The sequence below is a fragment of the Streptomyces parvulus genome (genome assembly GCF_014648855.1).
Taxonomy (GTDB): domain Bacteria; phylum Actinomycetota; class Actinomycetes; order Streptomycetales; family Streptomycetaceae; genus Streptomyces; species Streptomyces parvulus.
In genome coordinates, this window is sequence record NZ_BMRX01000036.1 from 1 (window position 1) to 8707 (window position 8707).

Below are 8707 nucleotides of genomic sequence, written 5' to 3' on the forward strand. Positions count from 1 at the left end.
GACTGCGCCCCGCCGGCCAAGACCCGGCCGCGATCCTGCGCTGCAAGGCCTGCGCCACCGTTCGATGTCCGCTGCGACAACGCCACGCCCGGCACCTCCGCCATCGGCTGCGTGATACACGTCTACGACGCGGTCGACACGGTCAGCCTCAGCGGCCCCAACCCGGCCTACGCCCGCCACATCCAGAACGCTCAGGCATCGGGCCTCCCCGGCGCCTACCCGGACGGTGAGCCGCTCCAACGACTGACCCACCCGTCGCTTCGAACCAAGAACGGCGACACAGCCTGCCCCCAAACGTCCAGCGGTGGCTACCCGCGCCCGACCGGCTACAGCTGTGACGAGTACCCCTTCCGCTCCACCTGGCAGGGAGCCTTCACCGGATCAATGCGCCAACCGGCTGGTCCCTGGCCGGGGCGCACCTTCGACGGGTGCCAGATCAGCGCCCTCCCCCAGAACGTCACGGGCCCGAAGGGCTGGAGCGCCTGCATGATTCCCGCAGGCCAGAACAGCAGCGCGGGCAGTCTGCTGAACCGCTTCTACATCGACAACCGGGTCCTTGAGCGGGACCGGTTCCGCATCCGCATCATCGCCTGAGCAGACAGCCCCTACCATGCCGGCTATGAGCGAACTCGTCGCGAAGGCGTCCGGGCACGTACAAGTGGAGTACCACGCCTTCCATCTGGCTGATCCAGGAGAATACGTACAGCCGTCCTTCCAACCGGATAACGGTCTGATCTTCTCCAGGCCCGGGCTGGCCGTCGTTCTCACGGGTGTCAACAGTGGCCCGGTCAGTCTGACCGTGGAAGTGTTCCGGCGCGCCGTCCCGCCCCCAGGCTCCGTTGAGGCCTGGGACGAGGTGGTGGAACACAGCGTCGAGTCCGTCTCCGGCCACATGAGAGTTGCCGCTTTGATGGATGACCGTCCCGAATTGCCGGTGCTGACACCGTTCGGGCCTGGCCATTACCGCATCCGCGTCCACGCTCGCGGTCGTGACCACGCGTATGACGCTCACGTCACAGAGCCTCTGGAACACTACCTCCTCCAGGTATGGCCCGGGCAACAAGAGCCGGATCTGGTGTACCGGCACAGCGACCGGTACGGGCAGACCACCCGCCAAGCCGCACACGAGCAGCCTGAACAAGTAGCTCCCCCAGCTGCACCCGGGGACGGCTGGAAACGCGCAGCCAGCGACAGGCTGCACCGACGCAACGCCTGAAATCTCAAGGGCGGGGTCACGTAGACCCCGCCCTGCTATCCCTTCCACTTCGGCCAATGCTTCGCCGGCCGGATTGAGCCCCATGATCAGCGGCCGCACAGGGCACATGAAACCCATACAGCGGGATTGACGCCGATGTGCTGCAGACTGCCTACCGATTGAGGTCGAGGACCGGGGCTTCGATCCCGTCGTAGTCGGCAGGCGCGACCGTGGCACGACGGCACCGTCGGGGCGGTCCAGCGTGGGTTGGGTGGCGTGTACGGCGGCCCCTACGCCGAATGGGACGTCCGACGTCGTCCTGCGCGAAGCAGAAGGCCGGCTGTCCGTGCCGAGCGAGGGCACCATGCGCTGCGTCCAGAACCGCGCCCGACTCGTCCGCGCCCTCTACGAACGCCTAGACCGCTTGGACGTCGCCCTTACGCAAGCCAAGTCGAAAATTGCTCCGAGCCCGATCACGGCCGAGCTTCATCGGGCGGGCTGCCGTCGTCCGGGGAGCGCGGCGGTCATGTCCGTGCCCTGCCGCGAGCGCAGCAGTACCCGGCCGCCCGCGTAGCGGGCGAGCTGGGCACGGTAGCCGTCCCACTTGGGCTCCCCCGCGGCGCCCGCTGGCAGATCGGGGCTGGCCACAGGAGCGGTGAGCATCGGCTCGGGCAGCGTCCAGGTCATGCCTGATGCCTTCCACGCCCGCTCGCTCTGCGTGCCTGCGGTTCAGGCGGCACGGAATTCGTGAGCCGGGCCACCACGCCACTCCACCCACCGCCGGTCATCGAGAACCGCGTCCGGATCCTCGATGCCGGCGCCTTCGAGGAACACCACCAGGTCGTGATCGCTGTAGGCAGTGCCGAGGATTTCGTCGCGGCCGTGCCGGTGCACGCTGACCCGGCGGCCCCCGGAGACGGAGGGCCGGTGCACGACGATGGGCGCGCGGCTCACGCCTCCAGGGTGCTCCTGCCAGCACGGAAGTGCGAGCCGCATGTAAGGCAGGTCAGCGGCCCGCGTCGCTGATGCCGGAGGCCAGCTGCCCCACGACGTCGAGCACGCCCTGCCCGAATCCGGTCGGCGCGACGAGGATGCCGAAGACCAGGACGACCAGAACGGTCAGCTTCTCGTCGTTGCGGCTGCGGGCTTCGGTCCGCCGACGCAGCCGCACCACGATGATGACCGCCAGCAGCACGGCAACGTTGATGGTCAGCACGCACAACCCCCACCGGCTCAGTGAACGCCCCTGGTCAAGGTTGTAGCCAGCACGCGAGTCCGAGACGTCTGCGTCATATAAGGATGGCCGCATTTATCCACCGGAACGGCCGGATCGGCCATCTTGCCTCCCGGCTGACGGGCTCAGCGCGAGTCAGATGGCACGCAACTTCCGCCCCCAGCGCTCGACTGCCCTGCCGTCGCAGTACTCGCACAGCGGCGAACGGGCGCCCCGGCCGTACTTGTGGGTCGGTCGGCGGCACGCCGCGCACGGGCCGCGCTCATCGCCGGGGCAGGTCCGGGCGGAGACGTCGGGCTCGGTGATGGGCGGTACAGGGGAAGTCATGATTCCTCATCTCGGCAGGCCGCGATGGCCGCCTCGAACGAAGAATAGAACGTCACCGTCTCTGCCCACGGGAGGCCCGCCTCCCGCGCCACGGCGCGCAGGTCGGCGGCGATGCCCTCCAGCGTCCCTGGCCCGCGTGAGGGGCGGTGGAGGACCGCTATGTGGTGCTCCCAGCACATGTCCACCCAGCGCGCTCCCGCGAGGGGGAATGCCACGGCGCGGCTGGTGGCTGCCATGGCCCCGCACACCACACAGTCCCGGGGCGGCGTCTCCTGGACGCGGGCGAGTGTCTGCGGGCGGGCCGGCGGATCCGGGGCCTGGTCCAGGCGGGCGGGGTCGACGCCGTGCCGGGCGAGCAGGTCGGCGGGTTCCATGACGGCTCCGTTCACCCACCCCTGGTTTGCTGCCTGACCAGCACACCATAAAATAGAACATGTGAACGAACCAGGTCCGACGCGTCTCGCCGTGCTCCGCTTCCTTGAGCGCGTGCAGTTGCGCGACCTGGCCCGTACCCGCCGGTGGATCGCCGACGAGGAACGCATCGCCGCGGAACGGCAGCGCGGCATCGAGGCACGGCCAGCCCCACCCGACTGGCTCCTGGAACAGGGCCTGAACGGACACAGCCCGCCCGTCTACGTCCACGCCGGCGACTGCTGGAACACGGGCAAGAACAGCAAGGGCATCAGCCAGGACCAGGCCCGCCGCGCCCTCGCGGACGGCACCAAAGCCTGCCCGCACTGCCGGCCGGACACCGCACTCCGCATGCTCGACTAGGCGACGCGGTGACGGAACAGGAAGGTGAAGTGCACCGGGAACCCTTCACGGTCAGCCAAGGCCGTATGGTTCACGGGCTCCCAGCCCTGTGCCCCCCATGCAGCCAGCATGTCGTTGACCTGCATATCCCAGTCACCCACATCGACGACGAGCGAAGCGAACCGGTACTCCCACTGCCCCTGACCGCTCATGCACCTACGTTGCCCCGCCTCAGCGAGCCCCACGCGCCGGAAGAACAGCCAGGGAGTGGGAGAGGTGGCCGGACGCTTGAAGCGTCCGGCCCCGTCGGCCTATAGCCGCTTGAGGCAGCTCTGCGGCACCTGGCCTCCGGGCACGATGCGCCAGACGTGCCCCTCGCCGCCGCACGCCCGGTAGGCCGGCCCGCTCACGGTCCGGTCCACGGCCACAACGCACGAGCGGACGACCTGCCCCTTGCGCAGGTGGTGGTGGATCGGCGAGCGCATCGTGGCCACCGGTCCGTCGTTCGGGCCGGGGCGGCGTACGGCTACGCGCTTCTTGGCCTTCCACTTGGTGGCGCAGGCCTTGGCTGGCGTGGCGGCCGGGGCCGCTTCAGCAGCCGCGGGGAGCAGAGCGGAGGCGGCGAGGGCGGCTGCCGTAGCGGCAGCGATCATCAGTCGAGTCACGCCCAACTCAACTTGGGACGTGCCGGGGTGGGTCACGGCTGGCGCTTGATGATCACTCCCCCGGGGAGCGCTCAGCGCCGCTGCGCCTGCTCAAGGCGGTGATGCCGGGCTTTCAGCGCGGTCCTCGGTCGTTCAGAAGGCGTGGATAGGGTCTGAAGCTGATCCGACCTAGTAATGTTCGGCCGCATGAGCATTCCGAGTCCCCGGGGGGAGCGAGAGAAGCTAATCACCGCTCTCACCCCGCAGTTGCGCAGGCATTTGAAGATCCGTGCCTTCGAGCACGGCATGGACATCCAGGACGCCGCTGAGCACGCCATCAAGGCCTGGTACACGGCGGACAGCCTCCCCGAAGTGGAGACTTCCGGTGCCCGGACGTGGGGGACGTTCCTCCCCGTCGGGGAGCCGGACCGGTTCAAGAGCTCGTGCAACGAGCGCGGAGTGACCTATGTCCAGGGGCTAGCGCAGGCGTTGACGCTCTGGCTAGAGGCGCACCCCTCCCCCACCACGCCGCTCACCGAGCAGCCGGTCATTCGCGTCATAGTGGCCAACCAGAAAGGCGGGGTCGGAAAGACGTTCATCTCCAGCGGCGTCGCTCAGGCGCTCGCGGAGGCGGGGCACCGGGTGCTGATCGTCGACTACGACCCGCAGGGGCACCTCACCGCGGAGCTCGGCTTCGAGGACCTCATGTACGAGGACGACGTCGAGACGCTCCTCATGCACATGGACGGGTCCGCCAAGGGCGACATCCATGACCTGCTGGTCGCACTGGATCACGAACGCTTCGGCGAGCGTCTCCACTTGCTGCCTGCGAGCGACGATGCCTTCCTGCGGGACGTGGCCCTGTCCAAGGTGTCGTTCAGCGAGGCCGCCCTGGAGCGTGCGCTGGAGCCGCTGGAGAGCGACTACGACATCATCATCATCGACGGCCCGCCCAGTCTCGGCCTGAACATGGACACCGCTCTGTACTACGTGCGGCGCCGCGAAGGTGAGCTGTCCGACCGGTCCGGCGTCATCACGCCGGTGTGGGCCAACAAGGCGTCCCACCGCGCATTCCGTCTGCTGCGCTCGCAGATGGACGACCTGTGCCGCAAGGGAAGGATCACGGTCGACTACCTCGGCCTGGTCATCAACGCCTACGACAGCCGGCGCGGAAAGCTGGTCAAGGAGAACCGTGACCAGTGGGAGCGCAGCAGTTCGCCGGCAGTGCTGGCGGTGATCGGGGACTTGAAGGAAGGGCGCGAGGCTGCGGACGGGGAGATTCCGTTGCTGGAGTACGCGCCCGACAGTGAGCACGCGCAGGCTATGCGCGACCTGGCTAAGGAACTGGCGGTATGAGGAAGACCAAGCCCAAGGGCCAGTCGGATCGCGTGACCCGCGGCTTCACCCTGGACGAGGACGGACAGGACAGCTCGCCGGAGGCGCCCCGGCGCGTGCGGACACGTCAGCAGATCATGAACGGCGAGGGCAAGCGCCCGCCGGCCTCGGTGCCGCTGACGGACCTCGCGCACAACCCTTTCAATCCCCGTGACGAGTACACCGACATCGAAGAGACCGCGGAGTCGCTCCGTGTCCGAGGGCAGGTCCAGCCGGTCACCGTCGTGCGACGCGCCGCCTTCCTCGGTGCTCACTCCGACCAAGAGGGGCAGATCGGAACGGCCGACTACGTGGTCATCGATGGCAACCGCAGGCTCAAGGCTGCCACCGCGGCGGGGCTGACCGAGCTGCGGATCGATGTCAACGATGACCTGGCTGCCACCGCCGCCGACATCCTGGAGTCGGCACTCATCGCCAATGTGCACCGGGTAGATGTGCCGGCCCTGGACCAGGCGCGGGCCATCCAGGAACTGGTCGGTGTGCACGGGTCACAGGGCAAGGTCGCCAAGCGGCTGGGGAAGACGCCCGCGTGGGTGTCGCAGCGCTTGGCGCTCCTGGAACTCACTCCGGACCTTCAGGAGGCTGTGGAGGCTGGCGAGCTGAAGGTGGAGCCCGCCCGGCGCATCGGCCGCTTGCCGAAGGAGCAGCAGGCGCCCGCTGCGCAGGAGGCCATGGCTGCTGCGAAGACGCCACGTCAGCGTGCCCCACGTCGGCAGCTGGGGGAGGGCAGGGGGGAGCCGACCGTTAACGCCGTTAACGGTGCCGGATCCTCTGGTCCGGATTCGGCGGCCCCGCAGACCGTTAACGCCGTTAATACCCCGGCAGCAGGAGCGGCCGAGTCGGCCGCCTTTGTCATCGCTAGTAGTTCCCCGGAGACCATCGTGGCCGCGCTGAGGGAGCAGCTGTCCCCGCAGGATCTGGCTACGGTCGCGGAGCTGCTCGTGGAGAGCCTCACCGGCTCGACTGCGGGCTGAAACTCGCAGGTTCCCCGCAGGAGCAGGACTTGCCCAATTGGGCAAGAATGATCTTGCTGGCATCGGCCGGCCGGAAACGCGAGAAGGCCCCGTGCGATCCGCAGATGCTGCGGATCGCACGGGGCCGATGTCGTGTCAGCGGGCGAGGCCGACGGCAGCCGGGGCGAGCAGGAGCAGCGCGGTCAGGGTGAGGTCGACGGCGCGTCGTAGGTGGGTGAACTTGCGTACGGCGATGGTGGAAAGAACGCGGATGCGGGCGGGGCGGTGGTCGCTGTGCATGCCGGCGAGGATCTCGGTGTCGTCGAGGCGTGCCCAGTGGGGGAAGGATGCGCGGTCGTCTCCTGCCAGGCGGGGGCGGACGACCAGGAGCAGCAGGACGGCGGCGGCCCCCAGGGCGAGGACGGCGAGGACGCCGGCGGCTTTGGCGACGGTGGGTAAGCCGCGGTCGGCGAGGGAGGCGAGGCCGGCGAGGACGGCACCGTTGAATGCGAGCAGGAGCGAGGCCTTCGTGTCCGTCCGGCTGATCTCGCCGGTGACGGCGGAGCACGCTGCGTCCAGGTTCCTGTCAGTCATCTCGGTTGCCGTGGTCGGGGTTGTGATGGTCATGCGGGCAGGTCTCCTCAGGGGTAGAAGTCGGGTAGTTCCTGGAACACGCGCGTGATCAGGCCCGGTGACGGCTTCCCGGATCCGAGCTGCCCGCGTGCGATGACGGGGGTGGCTATGCGTCGGAGACGAACCGGCCGCGGAGTGCTTCGGCGGGGTGCGCGGTGAGCCACGCTTCCGCACAGATCTTGTGCACGGGTTCACCGGCGTGGGAGCGCAGGTGCGCGGGCTTTCGGCAGAGCACGCAGGGTGCGCCGTCGTCGTGGAGGTAGTGCCGGCCGTCGCGCCAGACGAGCAGGGCTCCCGGCGGCGGGACGTCACCGCAGTCCTTCTCAGCGAAGGGACGGCGGGCGGCCGGCCGTGCCGGCCGCGTCGTCATGCGAGCGGCAGGTGCGCGCCGGGACGGCCCGCGCGGCGGCCGTTGACCGCGTCGGCGTAGGCGTCCGCGACGCCCGCCAGGGAGGGGAATGCGGCGTGCCCCTGCTTGGCCCGGTACATGGCGGTGTCCGCTGCGCGCAGCAGGCGGTCGGCGGGCTCGCCGGGCAGGTCGGCGGCGCGCGCGGTCCCGAACGACGCGGTCAGGTTCAGCGCGTGTCCGTCGTGGTGCACGGGCTGCTGGACCTGGTCGCGCAGGGCGGCGATCTCCGCGAGCGCGGACCGGCAGGACAGGACTGCGACGACGCCGAACTCATCGCCGCCGAGGCGGGCGGCCAGCGCCGGGCGGCGCTGCGTCCACCGTGCCAGCCGGGTGCCCATCGCGTGGATGACGGCGTCTCCCGTGGTGTGGCCGTAGGTGTCATTGACGGCCTTGAAGCCGTTGCCGTCCAGCATGATCAGGTGTACGCCGTCGCGGCTGGCGGTGCTCAGCAGCCGGCTGGTGTGGGCGAGCAGGTCGGCGCGGCCGGGCAGGCCGGACAGCGGGTCGAGGCGCGCCTCGTGGAGCTGGCGGCGGACGCGGACGTCGTCGGCGAGGGCGGCGAGCGCGAGCGGCACCGTGGCCGCGAAGACGAGTGCGCGGGAACGCTGACGTAAGACGGCGGCAGCGGGCATGATGGGATCTCCGTTCTCGCCCGTGCGGGCGGAATGAAGAGGCGCACCCCCGTGGCTGTCCAGGCTCTTGTGGGGGTGCGCCTCTGCTGTCTGTGCGGGAGGGGAAGGCATACTGAGCCGCTGCGGCCGCGGGACGTGACCGCAGCGCCCGGGGCGGCTGCGTACCGATGCCGATGCTGCCGCCGCCCCGGGCTACAGCGTTAGTCGGCTCAGGCGGCGAGACTGCGGGGCGGCGAGGGCGCCGGGAGGTACGTGGCTGGGTCGGCCGGGGTGCCGTCGAAGCACTCAAGGCAGCAGCCCAGGGTGCGCAGGGGCAGAACGTAGTGATAGCGGCGGCGGCACCTCGGGCACGTGCTGCGAGCGGCCATCGCGGCGTCCAGGGCGGCCTCCATCGCGAGGGTCATGGGGCGGACCGGCTGCGCGAGGTCGACGCGGTAGAGGTAGGCAGGCCGGGTGCAGGTGCGGGCCGGTCTGGTGGCGCAGGCCTTGCAGCGCAGGATCGCGGCCGGGTCTTGGCCGGCGGGGCGCAGTC

General features: G+C 69.6%; 14 protein-coding genes and 1 pseudogene. 6 read left to right on the top strand and 9 right to left on the bottom strand.

Features of this window, described 5'->3' with window-relative positions:
- The 3 genes and pseudogenes from IE108_RS34415 to IE108_RS35060 form a co-directional block, all read left to right on the top strand.
- The coding region (locus IE108_RS34415) for a NucA/NucB deoxyribonuclease domain-containing protein (protein ID WP_444545610.1) at window positions 1-594 on the top strand (594 nt) is incomplete at its 5' end.
- 25 nt (window positions 595-619) lie between these two features.
- Entirely contained in the window at window positions 620-1216 is a 597-nt protein-coding gene (locus IE108_RS34420; RefSeq protein WP_159394679.1) for a hypothetical protein, read from the top strand.
- A gap of 286 nt (window positions 1217-1502) precedes the next feature.
- Window positions 1503-1622 (top strand): annotated as a pseudogene (locus IE108_RS35060) (restriction endonuclease); the annotation flags it as partial.
- Between the two features lie 59 nt (window positions 1623-1681).
- Here IE108_RS35060 and IE108_RS34425 read toward each other — a convergent pair.
- The 4 genes from IE108_RS34425 to IE108_RS34440 all read right to left on the bottom strand — a co-directional run bounded on the left by IE108_RS34425 (window position 1682) and on the right by IE108_RS34440 (window position 3130).
- On the bottom strand, window positions 1682-1882 hold the full coding sequence (locus IE108_RS34425; RefSeq protein WP_229852752.1) for a hypothetical protein: 201 nt from the start codon (window positions 1880-1882) through the stop codon (window positions 1682-1684).
- 42 nt (window positions 1883-1924) lie between these two features.
- Window positions 1925-2149 carry a hypothetical protein gene (locus IE108_RS34430; protein ID WP_064732467.1) on the bottom strand — a complete coding sequence of 75 codons (225 nt, stop codon included), beginning with the start codon at window positions 2147-2149 and terminating at the stop codon, window positions 1925-1927.
- Window positions 2150-2201: 52 nt separating this feature from the next.
- Window positions 2202-2411: a hypothetical protein gene (locus tag IE108_RS34435; protein WP_064732466.1), complete on the bottom strand. Its 210-nt coding sequence runs from the start codon at window positions 2409-2411 to the stop codon at window positions 2202-2204.
- A gap of 341 nt (window positions 2412-2752) precedes the next feature.
- Window positions 2753-3130: a hypothetical protein gene (locus IE108_RS34440; RefSeq protein WP_064732465.1), complete on the bottom strand. Its 378-nt coding sequence runs from the start codon at window positions 3128-3130 to the stop codon at window positions 2753-2755.
- Window positions 3131-3191: 61 nt separating this feature from the next.
- Between IE108_RS34440 and IE108_RS34445 the strand changes: the two genes are divergently transcribed.
- Entirely contained in the window at window positions 3192-3530 is a 339-nt protein-coding gene (locus IE108_RS34445) for a DUF6233 domain-containing protein (RefSeq protein WP_064732464.1), read from the top strand.
- Here IE108_RS34445 and IE108_RS34450 read toward each other — a convergent pair.
- Together IE108_RS34450 and IE108_RS34455 are read right to left on the bottom strand one after the other, a co-directional pair.
- Window positions 3527-3721, bottom strand: coding sequence for a hypothetical protein (locus IE108_RS34450; RefSeq protein ID WP_064732463.1), 195 nt, complete (start codon window positions 3719-3721; stop codon window positions 3527-3529). The genes IE108_RS34445 and IE108_RS34450 overlap by 4 nt on opposite strands.
- Before the next feature lie 99 nt (window positions 3722-3820).
- A complete protein-coding gene (locus IE108_RS34455) occupies window positions 3821-4162 on the bottom strand; it encodes a hypothetical protein (RefSeq protein ID WP_064732543.1) in 342 nt (113 codons plus the stop codon).
- A gap of 198 nt (window positions 4163-4360) precedes the next feature.
- On the opposite strand from IE108_RS34455, the gene IE108_RS34460 reads away from it, so the two are divergent.
- Both IE108_RS34460 and IE108_RS34465 read left to right on the top strand, forming a co-directional pair.
- Entirely contained in the window at window positions 4361-5509 is a 1149-nt protein-coding gene (locus IE108_RS34460) for a ParA family protein (protein WP_064732542.1), read from the top strand.
- A complete protein-coding gene (locus tag IE108_RS34465; RefSeq protein WP_064732462.1) occupies window positions 5506-6522 on the top strand; it encodes a ParB/RepB/Spo0J family partition protein in 1017 nt (338 codons plus the stop codon). Before IE108_RS34460 ends, IE108_RS34465 begins: the two co-directional genes overlap by 4 nt.
- A gap of 135 nt (window positions 6523-6657) precedes the next feature.
- On the opposite strand, the gene IE108_RS34470 is transcribed toward IE108_RS34465, so the two are convergent.
- The 3 genes from IE108_RS34470 to IE108_RS35065 form a co-directional block, all read right to left on the bottom strand.
- A complete protein-coding gene (locus IE108_RS34470) occupies window positions 6658-7128 on the bottom strand; it encodes a Pycsar system effector family protein (protein ID WP_064732461.1) in 471 nt (156 codons plus the stop codon).
- Window positions 7129-7500: 372 nt separating this feature from the next.
- Window positions 7501-8175 carry a GGDEF domain-containing protein gene (locus IE108_RS34475; protein WP_159394677.1) on the bottom strand — a complete coding sequence of 225 codons (675 nt, stop codon included), beginning with the start codon at window positions 8173-8175 and terminating at the stop codon, window positions 7501-7503.
- 209 nt (window positions 8176-8384) lie between these two features.
- Window positions 8385-8707 (bottom strand): RRQRL motif-containing zinc-binding protein (locus tag IE108_RS35065; RefSeq protein ID WP_373297100.1); only part of this gene is annotated, 323 nt, incomplete at its 5' end.